Source organism: Photobacterium obscurum, assembly GCF_026191635.1.
GTDB classification, from domain to species: Bacteria; Pseudomonadota; Gammaproteobacteria; order Enterobacterales; family Vibrionaceae; genus Photobacterium; species Photobacterium obscurum.
This window is the reverse complement of record NZ_JAKRRW010000016.1, coordinates 1-17,371: the sequence shown is the minus strand read 5'-3', so window position 1 is coordinate 17,371 and position 17,371 is coordinate 1. Positions and strand designations below refer to the sequence as shown.

15 protein-coding genes and 1 tRNA gene are annotated in these 17,371 nt (G+C 49.2%); 5 read left to right on the top strand and 11 right to left on the bottom strand.

All coding sequences use genetic code 11. The annotated features are described in order from the left end of the window. Positions 1-61 precede the first annotated feature (61 nt). The gene (locus MD588_RS17920) at positions 62-217 is read left to right on the top strand and encodes a hypothetical protein (protein ID WP_265698919.1); all 156 of its coding nucleotides are present in this window, start codon (positions 62-64) and stop codon (positions 215-217) included. A gap of 361 nt (positions 218-578) precedes the next feature. On the opposite strand, the gene alr is transcribed toward MD588_RS17920, so the two are convergent. From alr to epmB, 3 genes are all read right to left on the bottom strand, one after another. After that, the gene (alr, locus tag MD588_RS17915) at positions 579-1,793 is read right to left on the bottom strand and encodes an alanine racemase (RefSeq protein ID WP_265698918.1); all 1,215 of its coding nucleotides are present in this window, start codon (positions 1,791-1,793) and stop codon (positions 579-581) included. Positions 1,794-1,832: 39 nt separating this feature from the next. Next, positions 1,833-3,449: a methyl-accepting chemotaxis protein gene (locus tag MD588_RS17910; protein WP_265698917.1), complete on the bottom strand. Its 1,617-nt coding sequence runs from the start codon at positions 3,447-3,449 to the stop codon at positions 1,833-1,835. Between the two features lie 202 nt (positions 3,450-3,651). Continuing rightward, positions 3,652-4,674: an EF-P beta-lysylation protein EpmB gene (gene epmB / locus MD588_RS17905; protein WP_265698916.1), complete on the bottom strand. Its 1,023-nt coding sequence runs from the start codon at positions 4,672-4,674 to the stop codon at positions 3,652-3,654. 33 nt (positions 4,675-4,707) lie between these two features. On the opposite strand from epmB, the gene efp reads away from it, so the two are divergent. Beyond that, positions 4,708-5,274 carry an elongation factor P gene (gene efp, locus MD588_RS17900; RefSeq protein ID WP_265698914.1) on the top strand — a complete coding sequence of 189 codons (567 nt, stop codon included), beginning with the start codon at positions 4,708-4,710 and terminating at the stop codon, positions 5,272-5,274. A 116-nt stretch (positions 5,275-5,390) separates the two neighbouring features. Here efp and frdD read toward each other — a convergent pair whose 3' ends face one another. From frdD to frdA, 4 genes are read right to left on the bottom strand one after another with little or no spacing between them, the layout of a single operon-like run. Next, positions 5,391-5,753: a fumarate reductase subunit FrdD gene (gene frdD / locus MD588_RS17895; protein WP_265698912.1), complete on the bottom strand. Its 363-nt coding sequence runs from the start codon at positions 5,751-5,753 to the stop codon at positions 5,391-5,393. A 10-nt stretch (positions 5,754-5,763) separates the two neighbouring features. Beyond that, positions 5,764-6,147: a fumarate reductase subunit FrdC gene (frdC, locus tag MD588_RS17890; protein WP_265698910.1), complete on the bottom strand. Its 384-nt coding sequence runs from the start codon at positions 6,145-6,147 to the stop codon at positions 5,764-5,766. Between the two features lie 2 nt (positions 6,148-6,149). Next, on the bottom strand, positions 6,150-6,890 hold the full coding sequence (locus MD588_RS17885; RefSeq protein WP_265698909.1) for a succinate dehydrogenase/fumarate reductase iron-sulfur subunit: 741 nt from the start codon (positions 6,888-6,890) through the stop codon (positions 6,150-6,152). Beyond that, positions 6,890-8,704 carry a fumarate reductase (quinol) flavoprotein subunit gene (gene frdA / locus MD588_RS17880; protein ID WP_265698907.1) on the bottom strand — a complete coding sequence of 605 codons (1,815 nt, stop codon included), beginning with the start codon at positions 8,702-8,704 and terminating at the stop codon, positions 6,890-6,892. Before frdA ends, MD588_RS17885 begins: the two co-directional genes overlap by 1 nt. 549 nt (positions 8,705-9,253) lie before the next feature. Here frdA and epmA point away from each other — a divergent pair. After that, on the top strand, positions 9,254-10,225 hold the full coding sequence (epmA, locus tag MD588_RS17875; protein ID WP_265698905.1) for an elongation factor P--(R)-beta-lysine ligase: 972 nt from the start codon (positions 9,254-9,256) through the stop codon (positions 10,223-10,225). A 409-nt stretch (positions 10,226-10,634) separates the two neighbouring features. Here the strand turns inward: epmA and MD588_RS17870 are convergent, their stop codons facing one another. From MD588_RS17870 to rsgA, 4 genes are all read right to left on the bottom strand, one after another. Further along, positions 10,635-12,518, bottom strand: a complete 1,884-nt coding sequence (locus MD588_RS17870) for a methyl-accepting chemotaxis protein (protein WP_265698904.1) — start codon at positions 12,516-12,518, stop codon at positions 10,635-10,637. Between the two features lie 230 nt (positions 12,519-12,748). Beyond that, on the bottom strand, positions 12,749-14,164 hold the full coding sequence (locus MD588_RS17865; RefSeq protein WP_265698903.1) for an SLC13 family permease: 1,416 nt from the start codon (positions 14,162-14,164) through the stop codon (positions 12,749-12,751). A 174-nt stretch (positions 14,165-14,338) separates the two neighbouring features. After that, a complete protein-coding gene (asd, locus tag MD588_RS17860; RefSeq protein ID WP_265698902.1) occupies positions 14,339-15,220 on the bottom strand; it encodes an archaetidylserine decarboxylase in 882 nt (293 codons plus the stop codon). A gap of 175 nt (positions 15,221-15,395) precedes the next feature. Continuing rightward, a complete protein-coding gene (gene rsgA / locus MD588_RS17855; protein ID WP_265698900.1) occupies positions 15,396-16,448 on the bottom strand; it encodes a small ribosomal subunit biogenesis GTPase RsgA in 1,053 nt (350 codons plus the stop codon). 133 nt (positions 16,449-16,581) lie between these two features. Here rsgA and orn point away from each other — a divergent pair, with 133 nt between their 5' ends. Both orn and MD588_RS17845 read left to right on the top strand, forming a co-directional pair. Next, positions 16,582-17,127: an oligoribonuclease gene (gene orn, locus MD588_RS17850; RefSeq protein ID WP_265698898.1), complete on the top strand. Its 546-nt coding sequence runs from the start codon at positions 16,582-16,584 to the stop codon at positions 17,125-17,127. A 129-nt stretch (positions 17,128-17,256) separates the two neighbouring features. Then, a tRNA-Met gene (locus MD588_RS17845) sits at positions 17,257-17,333 on the top strand. The last annotated feature ends 38 nt before the right edge of the window (positions 17,334-17,371 follow it).

The window sequence follows — 17,371 nt, the reverse complement described above, 5'->3', positions numbered from 1 at the left end:
AAAGGATTAACCAGCAAGGCAAGGTTGGCAGCCTTATGGACTTGCTGAATGGAGCGCGACTATGCGCTCAAAGTGGCTGAAAAGCGAGCGAAATGGCGATGATATATTTTTATCATCAGCAGAAAGAAATTTGATTGGTTGTGAAGGCCTATTTGCAGACTTTTTGATCAATCATAACCTCAAAAGTAACGCGTTAGCTTGTCAGGAAAAAAGCTAGAAAAGCTGTACGTTTTTATTCTTATTTAAATCAGTAACTTAAGTGTGATATTTGTATTTTTACCATGAATGGCCAAGAGGTTCATAATTTTGCTGTTTTAAAGGCAAAAAGCTGTACGTGAGCCAGGCGAAATGACACTGGTAGGATTGATGGGTTTATCGTGGAAAAACCTTAAAAAGCTGTACGATATTTAATGTGTTTATAAACAGTTAGTTAGGTTTGTTTTACATGATTTTGATTCGGGTTTTAATTTCGTTCTGCTTTAAGGTGTGTTTGCCGTTAAAAGCTGTACGTGCTTTGTGTTTTAATGCTGTGGAAAAAGCCAGCTCGAGGCTGGCTTTGAAGAGAGGTAAGCGGTGAATTAGCGGTAGATACGAGGGTTGGTTGCTCCCCAAACCGTGTAATGTTCAGGCAGAATACGGCCGCTCTTTTCTTCGGTTTCTTCGCCGGTGATTTGTTCAAAGCCCTGGCGGCCAAAAATAACCACTTCGTCGTTGGCCTGTACGTCAACGATGTCTGTTACATCGACCATAGTGGTATTCATCGATGCCATGCCCATAACGCGAGCACGCTGGCCGTTGATCAGTACGTCAGCCTTGTTACTTAGGGAGCGGGCAAAGCCGTCTGAGTAGCCGATAGGCAGGTTAGCTAGAACAGAGTCTCGCTCTAGTACTTTCGTGCTGCCGTAGCCGATGGTGCTGCCTGCAGGGAAGTGGTGCAGCGATGCTACGCGAGTTTTGAAAGATACGATACGCTGGTACGGTGCAGTTGCCGGGTAATCACCGTAAAGCATGCCGCCCGGACGAACCATGTCCAGGTGAGCTTCAGGCAGGTTCAGCGTAATGTAAGAGTTGGCAACGTGTAGGGTAATGTCCTCACGTTTCAGATCGGCGCTGTCCATCAGCCATTTTGTTTCTACCTTGAAGCGTTCTACCTTGCGTTTGATTTCGTCAAGGCCTTCGTTCGGGAAGTGGGTCATCATGCCGACGATTTCCAGGTTAGGATCGCCAGCGATTTCCACGCCTTCTACTTGGCCTTCATAGGTGGTCAGATCCAGGCCGTTGCGTCCCATGCCAGAGGTGTTCAGAGCAAGGTGAACCGGAATTGTAGTACCGTGTTCCCGGGCGATGTCGATGATTTGATCGGCTTGTGCCTTGGTGCCGATTAATTCTTCCATCTGGTATTCTAGGCCGCCTTCAATTTCGTTTTTGCTTGCGGCACGCACCCGCATGATTTTGCCGGTGAAGCCGTGCTTACGCACCACGCGAGCTTCTTCGTTGCTGGTGATCCCTACGCATGGCACCTGGTTGGCGATGATGCTTGGCATCAAGCCTGCGATACCATTACCGTAAGCGTCAGCTTTCATGATTGCGCAGATCTTTGTATCAGCTTCGAGTTGGTTCTGGAGTAACTGAATATTGCCAGAAAAAGCCTGGGTATCAATTTCCAGCCATGCATTGCTAGACTGCACGCGCTCTTCGCGTTCGCTGTTATCGAAATCGACCAGCAGAGGGGCAGCATTGGCGGCTGTTTGACCCATCAGGGCGAGTGCTACTAGGCTAAGTTTCAGTTTCAAAATATATTTCCTGTTGTTAATGGTGAAAGGGTAGTGAAGCTACAGTGTGAATAGATGCACGACATCACGAAGCGCAGTTGCCCTGCGCTTGAGCTCTTCTACCCCTTGCTGTGCATCTTGAGTTGATAAGCGGTTTTCGTCAGCGCTGTTGCTGAGGGCGGCAACATTGGAAGACAGGTGCTCAGCGGCAAAAGCCTGCTCTTTGACGGATTCGGCGATTTCTTCCATTCCTTCAGTCACCGAGGTGATTTCAGTGCGGAAGCCATTGAGGGAGTCGTTGGCCTGATCGGCGTGCTGCACGCAGCTGTCGACCTGGCCGACGGCAAGTTGCATGGTGTCGGTGGTTCCGCTGGTGTCGCATTGAATGGTATTGATCATTGAACCAATCTCAATTGTTGCCTTGGCGGTTCGCTCAGACAGTTGACGGACTTCGTCGGCAACCACGGCAAATCCTCGCCCTTGTTCCCCGGCGCGGGCTGCTTCGATGGCAGCATTGAGCGCCAGCAGGTTCGTTTGGTCGGCAATATCTTTGATCACCTCGACAATGGAGTTGATATCGTTGGCGCGGCTGTCAAGCTGATGGAGCTTTTCGGCAACGGTATTGGTTTCTTGCTGGACACTTTGCATACCGGTGACGGCATGGTTGATTGCTCTCACTGTATTCTGGGTGTGCTCTTCAAAGCGGGTCATCTTCTGGTTGGCGACGCTGACCACTTCCGAGATACTCTGCGAGCTGGTGGCCAGCTCTTCGATTGCCGCTGCGCTGTTGCTGACATTTTCTGCTTGCTCGACCGAGCGCTTGGTGACAGCCTGTACTAAGTGATCTAGCTGGATGGTGATTGTCGCAACGCTTTCAGTACTTTGACTCACTTCCGTTAGGCGCTGGCGCAATGCCGCCATAAAAGTATTGAACGAGTGCGACATGGCACCAATTTCGTCCCTGCTGGTCACTGGCACTTGCTGGGCGAGATTCCAGTCACCATTGACAATGTTGAGCAGCACGCCATTGAGCGTGTTGATTGGGGCTACAAGCTGGTTAGCGAGCAGACGGGCGACGATGAGTACCATTACGAGAACGAGCAGTGCTGTGACGCATACTTGCTTGAGCTCGCTGCTTAACAGCGCATCAATCTCGCTCATCGAGATATCCACGCCTATGACATAGAGATCGCCACGATGGTTACGAAACGGCACAAAAATAGAACGGTATCTGCCGTATTCGCCTTGGTACTCTTCAAATTGGATTTGTTGAGTTGTGAATGCTCTGCGCAGCATTTTCGGAACGATTTTATATTCTTCTAAGTACCAGTTCTGATAGTTTCCAGAGCGAGCTTCATCTTCTGTTTGATTGATATAGGTGTAATACACCCGGTTATTTTTCATTACGGTGGCATAAGCCCAGTCGAGATCCGAAGCTTGGGTAAAGCTGGTCAAATCCCGGGAAATTTCTTCATAATGACTATTGGCCTTGTCGAGATGATCATGGCGTTCGTCGCCGATGATTTTTTTGGTCGCATTGGCTGCGGTGAGCAGCTCCGTGTTCAGTCTGTCAATCGTTGCGTTTTGTAACGCTTGGTAGGAAAAGGTGGATAACAACAAAATGATGAGGAGTGAGAGACCAGCAAAGCACACTGATAATTTGGTTTTAAGGCTCATAGTTAATTTGCTTCTTGAAGGTGTGATTTTCGTTCCATAATTGTGTTTCATATGGAATAGGCGACATAAAAACCAGAGACTTAAGATTGTGAACGGTGTTAGCGGTTTCTTTCCAAGAACTTGGGGACGGAGTCGATTGCGGAGGAGCTGGTGGGGGTGGTTTTGCGTCATTGTTGACGCAAAACCAGGTTTGAGGGGGTGGTTATTCCATATGCAGGTCGAGCGGGGTCTTGCTGCTGCGTCCCCCGATCTCCCTTGTTAGCTTGGGCACGAGATAGCCAGAGACACTTTCTAGCAGCCCTGCCATCAATCGGCGCGCTTGTTCGTCATCCACCATGAAGTGGGCGGCACCCTGTACCTTGTCCAGCACATGGAGGTAGTAGGGCAGAATACCGGCGTCAAACAAGGCCTCGCTGAGCTGAGCCAGCGCCCCGACTGAGTCGTTGACCCCCTTTAGCAGCACACCTTGGTTAAGCAGTGTGACATTGGCATGCTTTAACTTGGTCATTGCCTGCCGAAACTCATCATTGATTTCGTTGGCATGGTTAATATGGGTGACCAAAATCGTCTGCAGGCGACTTTGCTGCAACAGTTCACACAGGTTTAACGTGATACGAGCCGGGAGTACCACAGGTAGACGAGAGTGAATTCGAAGGCGCTTGATATGCGGGATCTGGCTGATCCCCTCAAGTAGCCACTGTAATTCGTGGTCTTTCGCCATCAAGGGATCGCCGCCTGAAAGGATAACCTCGTTTACTTCTGGTTGGGTGGCTATGTAGTCAAGTGCAGCCTGCCAGTGGCGCTTGCCGCCTTTGTTGTCTTCATATGGGAAGTGCCGGCGGAAGCAGTAACGGCAGTTCACCGCACAGCCACCTTTAACAATCATCAGAACGCGATTTTTGTACTTGTGCAGCAGGCCGGGAATGGCGTTGTCCTGCTCTTCCAGCGGGTCGAGAGAATAGCCCTCATGAACCTCGAATTCCTGCTCGAGCGGGAGCACTTGGCGCAACAATGGATCGTAAGGGTTGCCAACTTCCATTCTTTCGACAAAGCTCATAGGGACACGCAGCGCAAATAGTTTCCGGGCAGCGAGGCCTTTTTCCCACGGGGTGGGATCAATTTTCAGGGTTTTTAGCAGCTGAAAGGGATCGGAAATCGCATTAGCTAGATCATTAAGCCAGTTTTGCTCAACAGTTGATGCGTTTCGGGTTATTATGTGCGGCATTAAATACAACTCGAAGATGTTAAGAGGATAGAAATGGCGTCTTTCAGCACCAATGAATTCCGCGGCGGAATGAAAATTATGCTAGATAATGAACCATGTGTCATTATCGAAAACGAATTTGTTAAGCCAGGTAAAGGCCAGGCGTTCAACCGCGTTAAGATCCGTAAGCTACTTTCAGGCAAGGTTCTTGAAAAGACTTTCAAATCTGGTGAGTCGGTTGAAGCTGCAGACGTAATCGACATCGATCTTGATTACCTATACAACGACGGCGAATTCTACCACTTCATGAACAACGAAACATTCGAGCAGCTTGCTGCAGATGTTAAAGCTGTTGGTGATAACGCGAAGTGGCTGGTAGAAAACAACACTTGTACGCTGACGCTTTGGAACGGTAACCCAATCACGGTTACGCCACCAAACTTTGTTGAGCTGGAAGTAGTTGAAACTGATCCAGGCCTGAAAGGTGATACTCAAGGTACGGGCGGCAAGCCTGCGACACTGAACACTGGTGCAGTTGTTCGTGTTCCGCTATTCATTCAGATTGGCGAAGTGATCAAAGTTGATACGCGTAGCGCTGAATATGTAGGTCGTGTGAAGTAATCACTGCCTGCTGCTGTAAAAAAGGTCGCTGAGGCGGCCTTTTTTGTTGCCTCGATACCAGCAATAAAAAAGCACCGCCGAAGCGGTGCTTTTTAACATGACAGCTATCTTGATGATTAGATCATGAAAACAAAGATAACAGCTAGTGCAGACACTAGGAAAGCCGTCGCGTAACACGCGATTTTACCTGCCACGCCAGTGTGGAATTTCAGGTCGTGCATACCGTGGTGTAGACGGTGCATTGCATGCCACATTGGCAGGGCAAGCGTTGCAATCGTGAATAGTGCACCGATGATGCTGGTTACGAAGCCTGTTACACGCTCGTAGCTCATCGCTTCGGCATCAAGCATACCTAGCGGAACCATGATACCCAGTACCAGTACAGTCACAGGTGTCAGCATTGCAAACCAAGTACCGCCAGCACCAAACAGACCCCACCATACTGGCTCGTCAGAACGTTTAGGATTTAGATTAACCACGTGGCTCTCCTTAAACTAGTACTAGAACGAACAGTGAAATTGCAGCAACTGCAGCCCACTGAGCCAGAACAACAACTTTCTTATCAAGTGCTTTGCCTTTGATTTTAATCGGCATTACCTGAGGCATCATGCTGAAGAAAGTTTGTGCGTGGAACAAGCTGCCTGCTAGAGCCAGAATGTTCAGAACCACAACGATTGGGTTAGACATAAACTCTAGCCAACCTGCCCAAGCTTCAGGGCCTTTCACCAGGCTACCAAGACCGAAAGTCAGGCAGATAGTGAAGAAAATCAGTGGTAAAATTGTTGCTTCACGAACCATGTAGAAGCGGTAGAAAGGATGATCCTTCCACCAGGTACGCTTCATTTCGCGAACGTAAGGTTTACGATTGCTCATCCTTATGCCTCCTGAGGTTTCATCATGGCAATAACGAAATCTTTAGATGATTCCACTTTGCCTTGGTTAACCGCTGCTGCCGGATCTACGCTCTTCGGACAAACTTCAGAACAGTAGCCCACGAAAGTACAGCCCCATGCGCCGTTTTCACCGTTGATCAGCTTCATACGCTCATCAGCACCGTTGTCACGGCTATCAAGGTTGTAGCGGTGAGCCAAGGTTAGAGCAGCTGGACCGATGAACTCAGGGTTCAGGCCGAACTGAGGACAAGCTGCATAGCAAAGACCACAGTTGATACAACCAGAGAACTGCTTGTATTTCGCCATTTGCTCAGGTGTTTGGTTGTTCGGGCCATCTTCAGGCTTACGATCGTTACCGATGATGTACGGTTTGATGGCTTCCAGACGCTCGATGAACGGCGTCATGTCAACAACCAAGTCTTTTTCGATAGCAAAGTTAGACAGTGCCTCGATTTTCAGGCCGTTCGGGTAGTCACGTAGGAAAGTCTTACAGGCCAGTTTTGGCACCTTGTTGACCATCATGCCGCAAGAACCACAGATCGCCATACGGCAAGACCAACGGTAAGCCAGATCTTTGTCTAGGTTATCTTTGATGTAACCCAGTGCATCAAGCACAGACATGGTTTCGTTAAACGGTACTTCGAACATTTCGAAGTACGGTTCTGCGTCTTTCTCTGGGTCATAACGCAGAATTTCAACTTTTTGGATACGGTTGCCTGACATTATGCCTGCTCCTCTTTGTTCGCTGCCGCTTCAGCTGCTTCTTTCGCTGCTGCTTCTTCTGCCGCTGCACCGTATAGGCGAGCTTTAGGCTGTGACTTAGTGATGGTTACATCGCTGTATTCGATGCGAGGTGCATCATCACCGTTGAAGAAAGCAAGTGTATGCTTCAGGAAGTTTACGTCATCACGTTCTGTGCAACCTTCGTCAAGACGCTGGTGTGCACCACGAGATTCTTTACGCTGAATCGCTGAGTGAGCCATGGCTTCAGCAACTTCTAGGCCGTAACCCACTTCGATTGCGTATAGCAGATCGGTGTTGAATACTTTGCCTTTGTCTTTGATGCTGATGTTTTTGTAGCGCTTACGAAGTTCTGCTAGCTTGTCGATAGTCGCTTGCATTAGATCTTCTTGACGGTAGATGCCACAGCCCGCTTCCATGGTGTGACCCATTTCAGTACGGATGTCAGCCCAGTTTTCGTCACCTTCTTGCGCCATTAGGGTGTCAATACGGTCTTGAACAGCTTTCACTTGCTTAGTGATAGACTCTTCGTTCCAGCCCTTGAATTCTTCAGCGCGTTTTGCCGCACCTTCACCCGCCAGGCGGCCAAAGACCACAAGCTCAGCCAGTGAGTTAGAACCCAAGCGGTTTGCACCGTGCAGACCAACAGATGAACATTCACCAACCGCGTATAGGCCTTTGATGCGTGTTTCGTTGTTCTTGTCGGTTTCGATACCACCCATGGTGTAGTGTACGGTAGGGCGGATTGGCACTGGCTCTTCTGCTGGGTCAACATTCACGTATGCTTTTGCAAGCTCACAGATGAACGGTAGACGCTCATGCAGGTACTCTTTACCTAGATGGCGAAGATCAAGGTGGACTACATCACCCAGAGGGTGCTTGATAGTGTTACCTTTTTGCATCTCGTGCCAGAATGCTTGAGAAACTTTGTCACGTGGACCCAGTTCCATGTATTTGTTCTTAGGCTGGCCGATTGGCGTCTCAGGACCCATACCGTAATCTTGCAGGTAACGGTAGCCATTCTTGTTTAGCATGATACCGCCTTCACCACGACAACCTTCGGTCATCAGGATACCGGTACCTGGTAGGCCTGTTGGGTGATACTGAACAAATTCCATATCACGTAGTGGTACACCGTGGCGGAAAGCCATTGCCATACCGTCGCCTGTTACGATACCACCGTTAGTGTTGCAGTTGTAAACACGACCTGCACCACCAGTTGCCAGTACAACAGACTTAGCTTTAATACAAATCAATTCGCCTTCAGACATGTGAATCGCGATAAGGCCTTGTACTTCGCCTTCTTCTACCAGTAGGTCAACCACGAAGTACTCGTCGAAGCGGTTGATTTGTGTGTATTTGATAGAAGTCTGGAATAGTGTGTGTAGCATGTGGAAGCCGGTTTTATCCGCAGCGAACCAAGTACGCTCAACCTTCATACCACCGAAACGACGAACGTTAACGTCACCGTTTTCTTTACGGCTCCAAGGACAGCCCCACTGTTCAAGCTGGGTCATCTCGCGAGTCGCGTTTTCTACAAAATATTCAACAACGTCCTGTTCACATAGCCAGTCACCACCGCCAACGGTGTCGTTGAAGTGGTTGTCCAAGCTATCCTCATCCTTGATGACGGCAGCGGAGCCACCCTCTGCAGCTACGGTATGAGAGCGCATTGGGTAAACTTTTGAAATTAGAGCAATTTCTAAGTCTGGGTTTGCTTCTGCAGCAGCGATGGCAGCACGTAGGCCTGCACCACCTGCGCCGATTACAGCGATATCTGTGGTAATAGTCTTCACAGCTATCCTCCGAAGGTAAGACGATAAAATTTAAAAAAGTACGCATAGCGTACTTTCCCTTGAAATCCTGTCCTCATTTTATGAAACAATATCGATAGAAAATTTGATTTAGACGCAGCTTTTTCACTGAAATAGCCCAAAAGTATAAGGTGATTACAGAAAGTGTGATTATTGTCACAAGTTGTAATGTTTTGTGGTTGTTAATTCACCGTTTTATTTTGTGTTAATTGTTTCTGGCTCATTAATGATGTGTTTCGTGTTTGAGGTGCAACTCATTCATTTAAAAAAGAAACTAAATCGTTAGTGGTATCTGTATGTAACTAAATGTTGGCTTTATGTCGGTCTGGTGGTTCTTTTGTTGCCCACTTGTGTTGTTTTGGTGTCGGGTTTGATGCGCGGTTATAAAGTGAGTAGGATGCAATTATTCATAACTTTTAATAATTAGCTGTGAAATATTCCACAGGGCTTTGGATCGGGTTCAACAGCTGCTGCCGGAAGTTTGGTAAACTGGTCGATTAATTGATCACCTAATAGATAAGAAGTGATGCTATGACTTTGCACTGGCAACCAACCGCCTCGATCGCACAGCTGAAACAGCGTGCTGCTACTATTGCCTCCATTCGTGATTTTTTTGCCCGCCGACAAGTCCTGGAAGTCGATACACCAGCGATGAGCCAGGCGACAGTAACGGATATTCATCTTCATACTTTCCAAACCGAGTTCGTTGGGCCAGGCTATGCAAAGGGGCAGACTTTGTATCTGATGACCAGCCCTGAATTTCACATGAAGCGGTTATTATCGGCCGGAAGTGGCCCTATCTATCAGATCTGTAAGTCATTTCGTAACGAGGAGTCGGGTCGGTTCCATAACCCCGAGTTTACGATGCTGGAATGGTACCGTCCGGACTTTGATCACCATGATCTAATGGATGAGATGGATGAACTGCTGCAGCTGGTTCTGGGCTCTGGTCAAGCTGAGCGTATGACTTACCAGCAAGCCTTTATTGCAGTGCTTGGAGTATGTCCGCTGGAAGGTAGCATGGTGCAATTGAAACAAGCTGCTGACAGCTTGGGGCTGGCTGATATCGCAGATCCTGAAGAAGATCGTGATACCTTGTTGCAGTTATTGTTTAGTGTTGGTGTGGAGCCGAAAATTGGCCAGCACGTTCCGGCCTTTGTTTATGACTTTCCGGCATCACAAGCGGCGCTGGCACAGATTAACCCCAAAGATCCACGAGTGGCAGAGCGGTTTGAGGTGTATTTCAAAGGTATTGAACTGGCCAATGGTTTCCACGAGCTGGCCGACGGTAACGAACAGCTGGCACGCTTTGAGGAAGATAACCAGAAACGGCTTAAAATGGGCTTGCAGCCTCAGCCGATTGACATGCATTTGGTAGAGTCGCTACGAGCAGGTTTTCCGGATTGTGCAGGTGTAGCATTAGGGATTGATCGTTTGATCATGTTGGCGCAGGGGCTGGATCATATTGATCAGGTAACGGCATTTCCGATCCATATTGCCTAGTTTTATCGACATGGATCTTCCCGAGAGGTGATCAATACGAACAGCGCGGCAAATGCCGCGCTGTTTGTATCTGGCAGTTACCAGTACGTCTGCACTGGTGCGAGGGTGGCCAATAATACCTGTTGGTATTGCCGTCTCTAGCCAGTTGAGACGGACTTTAACTCCCGGCAATAAGCCGGAAGTCGGGGGAACAGCGAGTACTCCGTTGCAAGGCGGCAAGTTAGGATTCCAAGGCGTCTTATCGAAGTGCGTAAACTATAAGCAATTTACACCCCAAATGCAAATGGTTATCACTTGCGTCGTGTTGGTTGTGGAGTGATTCCAAGCTCAAATACGCATTGAGTGACTTTCAGATAGTCAGCTATAAAAAAGCCGCCAGAGCTGGCGGCTGTCGTAAGGGCTTGGGAGATTATACTTTGAAGCGTGAAACGTCTTGGCGCATTGCCTCGGCAGAGTCGCTCATTTCCCGCGCGCTCTGGCTGACTTCCGTTGTCTGATCGGCAAGATGATCAGATACGTCCTTGATAGCCTGAGTATTACGGCTAATGTCTTCACTGACGGCGCGTTGTTCCTCGGCGGCGCTGGCAATATGGGTCGCCATGTCGGAAATTTCGGTGATGGCTTGGGTAATTTTGGTCAGGCTGTCATTCGCGGCCTCAGCATAGCCGACACTTTGATCGGCTAATTCCGTACTGGCCTGCATGCTATCAACAGCCTGATGGGTATTTTGCTGCAGGGTTTCAATCATGCTCCGAATTTCTTCCGTTGAATCATGGGTGCGCTGGCTCAATACCCGGACTTCGTCTGCAACCACGGCAAATCCTCGTCCTTGTTCGCCGGCACGTGCCGCTTCAATGGCGGCATTGAGAGCCAGTAGGTTGGTCTGCTCGGCAATGCCTTGGATCGTTGATAGGATCTGGTTGATGCCCTGAGCATTATTTTCTAGCTCATGAATCACCGTTGCCGCCTCTTGTACCTGATTGGCAAGAGAGGTAATGGCATCACGGTTCTGGCCAATAACATGCTGACCCTCATCGCAGGCATTGGTTGAGGCCTGCGCGGCGGCGGCAGTCATTTCGGCATGGCTGGCAACTTCACCTGATGTGGCTGACATCTCATGAATAGCGGTAGCAATTTGGTTTACGTCATTTTGCTGGTCCGCGACTTTCTGAGAAGCCATCGCCGTTTGTCTGGAAGACATGTCAGCATGCTCACCTAGTGTATGGGAGTGTGCCACGATGCCTTTGATCATTCCTTGTAGCTGTGCGAGGAAGCGGTTCATATTATCGGCCAGTTCGCCGATTTCATCCATCCGCTCAATCTCAATACGTTGGGTTAAGTCACCGCTACCCTGTGCCAGCTGGCTGACTGATTCATTCAGGTTATTCAGCGGGCGAAGTAGGCTGTTGATAACCATTGTGGCAATAACGGAAATAACGAGATACAGCAAGGCAGATGCCATAAGAACAAATTTGATTTGCTCACCGATTGAGGCAAATGCCAGTGATTTATCTTCAACTAGCCCTAGTGTCCAGTCGGTGCCGGCGATTGGTGTGGCGTAGATCAGCTTTTCCTGGCCGTCGCTATCTAGAGTGAAAGTCTGGATGGCCTGCTCGGTTTGTAGCTGACGGATTAGGGTCGTGGTGAGCTCACTATCGAGCTGGGTGATAGGCTTCTGGCTTAGTGCTTCATCTTGGTAGGCAACGATATTGTTGTTACCGTCGATAAGGAAAGCGAAGCCGTTATGTTCCAACTTGAGGTTTAGTACCTGATCAATGATATGGCTTACCGTGAGGTCGGCGGCCAGTACGCCGCGATGCTGGCCTTGGAAAGCTTTGGCAAAGCTCACTACGATACTACCGTCAAAGTCTTGATACGGTTCGGTCAGCACCAGGTTACCGGCATTCATTGCGTCTTTGTACCAAGGGCGGGAGCGGGGATCGTAATCGGCAGGCCAGTCTTCCGTTTTATCGCCATAGGCAATGGTCCCGTCGCTGAAGCCGGCATACACCGAGAGGAAGTGGCCGGCGCGCTTGGTCAGCAACAGTTCGCGATCCACATTATCCTGACTGGCAATAATGGACTCATTGGCCAGCATCATATCACTGCGGGTGCTGAGCCAGTCGGCAATATAGCGGCTGGTGGCCTGGCCGATATCTCGCATTTGATTGCTAACTTCCGCCGTGGTTTCTTGTTTAAGCTGGTTGATGGATATCCAGGCCTGTACGGCACTGACAGATGCAATAATTACGGCTATTGCGATCTGTATTTTCAATTTGATCGTATATTTCATCTCTGGAATTCTCGCGGTTGGCCTGGTTGTTGTAATTATCGGCACAATGATTATGTGAGGAACTTGTTGCTTAATATATCGGCGTCGAAGCGGCTAACATTAGTGATTCATAGTAAAAAGAGTGTGACTTTAGTACCAAAGTGTTGCAGAAAAATGACATGGCAGAAATTCTGTAGACGAAGGTAAGCTGGCTTACCTTCGTCAATTGTGGTCGTGTGCTTACCTATTGCTTAGGTCAGGACCATAGCACCGGCATAAACGACGGCAAGGCCGACTAGGCCGATGATCAATCCGGTCTTGGCCATGTCTTTGCTTTCAATTAAGCCTGTGGAATAGGCCAGTGAGTTCGGCGGTGTCGATACCGGCAGGATCATCCCGAGTGATGCCGAGAAGGCGACGACAACCAGAACACCCTGTAATCCGCCGATTGAGGCCAGGCTTTCCATTGATGCTGCAACAGCGGCGGCAATCGGCATCAGCAGGTTTGCTGTCGCTGTGTTGGACATGAAGTTCGCCATGAGCCAACAGATAAGTGATAGGGTCAGTACTACTGCTACCGGTGAAAGAGCATCGTAATCAATGGCGTGGGCCAATGCCGCAGCCAGACCGGTTTTGTCTAGGCCGAGACCGATGGCGATCCCCCCCGCAACCAGCCATAGCACATCCCAGTTAATCAGCTTTAGCTCTTCTTTGCCCATTATCCCGGTCAGGGTAAAGACCGCCAATGGAATGATGGATACCACATAGGTGTTCATGCCGTGCAGCGAGGTGGTCATCCACATGATAATGGTTAGGGCAAAGGTGATGTAGACTACGATAGCCTGCCAGCTTTTCTGAAAGCTGCCTTCGAGTTTGAGCTCCATCTGCTGCTGGGTTGATGGGAATAACTTCTGCAGCAACCACCAGGCAAAAGCCAGCTGTAGGGTCACAAAGGGCAGGCCGATCATCATCCAGCCAAGGAAACTGATGCTGTGTTCCCCGGTTAGGTACTGCAGCGCAATGGCGTTGGGCGGAGTACCGATAGGCGTTGCAATACCCCCGGTGTTAGCGGCGATAGGAATACAGAGTACCAAGGCTTTGATTCCGATATCGCCTTTAGGTACGGAGGCAACGATCGGAGCCAGTAGGGCCAGCATCATTACAGTGGTGGCGGTGTTCGACATGAACATCGAAAACACGGCGGTGATCAGCATTAGGCCGAGCATGATGAATTTCGGCTGTGTACCGAAGGGTTTGAGTAGGACTCGGGCCAGGTTGTTATCCAGTTCATATTTGGAGGCGGCGATTGCCAGGGCGAAACCACCCATGAACAGGATGATAATCGGTGATGAGAAGGCGCCAAAAATATCCGTGTATTTCATCATATCCCCCATTTCGTGCCCGCTAGGCGGGGTGCGGAACAGGTGTAGCCCCTTGTCGGAGATCATGATGAGCTCTAGGGCGATGATGAGGATGGAAGTGGCGAAGACGGGAACCGGTTCTAACACCCAGAGAAGGGCGGCAAGGGCAAAAATGGCCAGCAGTCGGTGTTGGATGAGGGTCAGGCCTTCTATCGGGATAGCATCGATGGGGAGCATCAAAATACCAAGCGGTATCCCGAAGGCAATCAACAGCTTGACCAGCTGTGCGATGGATATCTTCTTCATAGTATGTTGGTTTGCTTATAGTTTATAGATTACAAATCAGCATACTATTTGAGCGCTGGAAATTTCCACGATATGGTCAATTTTTTATACTAAAAAAGGGGCTGCAGAAGCCCCTTTTGTTTGAAAATGTTACCTACACCAAACTGTTAAGATCATTATGTAGTTTGATATTGGTTATGCTTCAGCCCTTTCTTGGCGGGTCAATTCCGCATAAGGCTGGCCCATACGTGTTGGCTGCTCAGGTTGCATGTCTTCGACAAAATGGATCATGTCTTTCGGGAACAAGTTGATCACTGTCGAGCCTAGCTTGAAGCGGCCCATTTCATCGCCTTTTTTCAGGATCACGGCTTGGTCGCCGGTGGCAGGGTAATCCCATCGACGGACATCCGGACCCGTTGGTGGTGTGACTGTACCAGCCCAAACTGTTTCAATGCTGCCAACGATAGTCGCACCGACCAGAACTTGCGCGACAGGACCATGGTCGGTGTCAAAGATACAAACGACTCGTTCGTTGCGAGCAAACAGGTTTGGTACGTTCTGCGCAGTCAGTGGGTTGACCGAGAACAGATCGCCAGGAATGTAAACCATCTGGCGTAGGGTGCCATCACATGGCATGTGAACACGGTGGTAGTCGCGTGGCGAAAGATAAAGAGTGGCGAAGTCGCCTTCTTTAAATTCTTCAGCCAGTGCCGCGTCACCGCCTAGCAGCTCAACGGCATCAAAGTAATGGCCTTTGGCCTGGAATAGGCGGCCTTCTTTGATTGGACCAAGCTGGCTGACACACGCATCAGCCGGATGCGAGATGATGTTGGCGTCGTCATTGATCGGACGTACACCTTCTTTTAGTTCACGGACAAAGAAGTCATTGAAGGTTGCGTAAGCCGCAGGATCTGGGTTGCGCGCTTCAGACATATCAACCTTGTAGCGGCCGATGAACCAGCGAATGACAGCAGTGGTCAGCATGCCAGCTTTTAAAGAAGCCAGCTTACCCGCTAAACGGGTCAGAGCATGTTTTGGCGCGCAATACTGCAGGCCGATTTTGAGATTATCGTGCACGGTATGTTTTCCAGAAAGTGTCAACTAATCAACAACCTGGTTACCCTTATAACATTTTAAGAATAACTCGAACCGTTAATAATACCTAAAATGCCGAACAAAGTCAGTTTGATATTAATTGCGGTGCGTTGCTAGGAGAGGGAGGGAGAATCCCCTGTTGCCAGGGGATCGGTCATTAGTCGGGTTTATTGCGAGAAAACTGGCGGTTGGCGATGTTCTCCGACATGCTATCAATGATTTTGTGATAGCTGTCGTAGCGTTCGCGACTGATCTTACCTTCTTCCATCGCTTCACGAATAATGCAGCCAGGATCGTTACCGTGTTTACAATCACGGAACTTACATCCGCCGAGGTATTCCCGGAATTCGATAAAGGCCTCTGTTACCTGCTCAGGCTCTAAGTGCCACAAACCAAATTCACGTACCCCCGGTGAGTCAATCAAGTCCCCGCCTCCAGGGAAATGATACAGCCGAGCCGCAGTGGTGGTGTGCGTGCCCAAGCCGGAGTTTTCAGAGACATCGCCGATCTCGGCATCGACCTCAGGCATCAGTGCATTGACCATGCTCGACTTGCCTACGCCGGATTGGCCCGCAAAAATGCTAATATGATCTTTCAGATCATCTTTCAAAGCTTCCATACCTTCACCGGTATCGGTGCTGACATAGCGAAGCTGATAGCCAATGTCTTGATACAGAGAAAGCGTCTTTTCAACCTGCTGGCGGCTTTCCGCATCCAGTAAATCAACCTTGTTGAGGACGATCAGCGGTTCGATACCGACAGTTTCAGCTGCAATCAGATAACGGTCGATAATGTTCAGAGAAAGCTCTGGCAGTACCGCCGATACGATGATAATTCGGTTTACGTTGGCCGCAACGGCTTTGACCCCATCATAGTAATCGGGGCGCGTTAGCATTGATTTACGATCGTGAACAGCCTCGACGACACCGGCGATCCCTTGCAGGGCTTCAACCCCCGGACGCCAGACGACACGATCGCCTGAAACCAGGCTTTGGATGCTCCGGCGCAGGTTGCAGCGATGGATTGTTCCTGTTTCCGGGTCTTCGATATCGGCATGTTGACCAAAGCGAGTGATCACTAGGCCTTCACGAGCGGTTTCCAGCAGGGTTTCATCCCACTGTACGTCATCTTTTTCACGACGTAGTCGTTTGTTTTGGTTCGAGCGTACACGACGACTCTGACCTTTAGTCAGCTTTTTCTTTTTTGCCACAAGAATATCGTTCAGTTTGGTTGGCTTACGGTAATATACCCATTGGATTGATTATCTGGCTCGGTTTGGATTCAGATAATGGCTCCGTCTGGTATCATCATACATGGTTTACTCATAAAATAGGCAATATCCGATGACAATCAGCGATCAGAACCTAATTTGGATCGATCTGGAAATGACGGGCTTGGACCCAGAGACACACCAAATCATTGAAATCGCAACCATAGTGACAGATGCTCAACTTAATGTATTAGCGGAAGGTCCGGTGTTGGCAATTCATCAGCCAGAAGCCGAATTGGCAAAAATGGACGATTGGTGTACGACCACGCATACCAACAGCGGTTTGGTCGAACGTATTCGACAGAGCAAGGTTGATGAGCAAGAAGCCGTCCGTCAGACAATTGCATTCCTAGAAAAATGGGTACCGAAAGGCGCATCTCCGATTTGTGGCAACAGTATTGGCCAAGATCGCCGCTTCCTATATAAGCATATGCCGGAGCTGGAGCAGTATTTCCATTACCGCTATCTAGATGTCAGTACCCTAAAAGAGCTAACCCGACGCTGGAAGCCAGAGCTGTTAAATGGCTTTTCGAAGAAAGGTAGCCACCTGGCTCTTGATGATATTCGTGATTCGATTGCTGAACTGCGCTACTATCGTGAGCACATTTTCAATATTTGATGGTAAAATAAGCGCTTGGAGGGAAATCTACGGATTTTTTTTGAGAACTGTTGCATCCGTAAATTTTCCTCGTATAATGCGCAGCCTCGAAAGGCAAATATCAAATTGTTTGTTTTTCGGTAGTACGGACGCGGGGTGGAGCAGCTTGGTAGCTCGTCGGGCTCATAACCCGAAGGTCGTCGGTTCAAATCCGGCCCCCGCAACCACTTTCTCATTTTTGAGAATTATGCGACACTAGCTCAGC

Bases quoted from the DNA above. Each gene is read 5' to 3' on its own strand.
- MD588_RS17870 (WP_265698904.1), bottom strand. From the start codon at position 12,518: ATGAAATATACGATCAAATTGAAAATACAGATCGCAATAGCCGTAATT.
- MD588_RS17885 (WP_265698909.1), bottom strand. From the start codon at position 6,890: ATGTCAGGCAACCGTATCCAAAAAGTTGAAATTCTGCGTTATGACCCA.
- epmA (WP_265698905.1), top strand. From the start codon at position 9,254: ATGACTTTGCACTGGCAACCAACCGCCTCGATCGCACAGCTGAAACAG.
- MD588_RS17920 (WP_265698919.1), top strand. From the start codon at position 62: ATGCGCTCAAAGTGGCTGAAAAGCGAGCGAAATGGCGATGATATATTT.
- MD588_RS17910 (WP_265698917.1), bottom strand. From the start codon at position 3,449: ATGAGCCTTAAAACCAAATTATCAGTGTGCTTTGCTGGTCTCTCACTC.
- frdC (WP_265698910.1), bottom strand. From the start codon at position 6,147: ATGAGCAATCGTAAACCTTACGTTCGCGAAATGAAGCGTACCTGGTGG.
- MD588_RS17865 (WP_265698903.1), bottom strand. From the start codon at position 14,164: ATGAAGAAGATATCCATCGCACAGCTGGTCAAGCTGTTGATTGCCTTC.
- efp (WP_265698914.1), top strand. From the start codon at position 4,708: ATGGCGTCTTTCAGCACCAATGAATTCCGCGGCGGAATGAAAATTATG.
- epmB (WP_265698916.1), bottom strand. From the start codon at position 4,674: ATGCCGCACATAATAACCCGAAACGCATCAACTGTTGAGCAAAACTGG.
- orn (WP_265698898.1), top strand. From the start codon at position 16,582: ATGACAATCAGCGATCAGAACCTAATTTGGATCGATCTGGAAATGACG.